This window comes from Pseudomonas sp. JV245A (assembly GCF_032424515.1).
GTDB classification, from domain to species: domain Bacteria; phylum Pseudomonadota; class Gammaproteobacteria; order Pseudomonadales; family Pseudomonadaceae; genus Aquipseudomonas; species Aquipseudomonas protegens.
The window spans coordinates 1-220 of the sequence record NZ_VYKE01000676.1; the positions used below are offsets into that span (position 1 = coordinate 1).

1 pseudogene is annotated in these 220 nt (G+C 67.7%); it reads left to right on the top strand.

The features are described 5' to 3' along the window. Positions 1-220 (top strand): annotated as a pseudogene (locus F6S12_RS33580) (XRE family transcriptional regulator); the annotation flags it as partial.

Sequence of the window (220 nt, forward strand, 5' to 3'; positions counted from 1 at the left end):
ACTGGCCCAGGTCTCGGTCAGCTACGCAAAACTTGCCGCCGCAGCCCGCGCCCTGGGTGTCGACATCGCTCAACTGTTCACCCCGGCGCCGAACCCGATCCAGACCCGCAGCGCCCAGGTGCAACCGACCGTGGTCAGCACCACCATCGCCGACGCCCCCGGCTATAGCACCGGCAACTACGACTACCACCCCATGGCCGGCGATTTTCCCGGGCGCAGT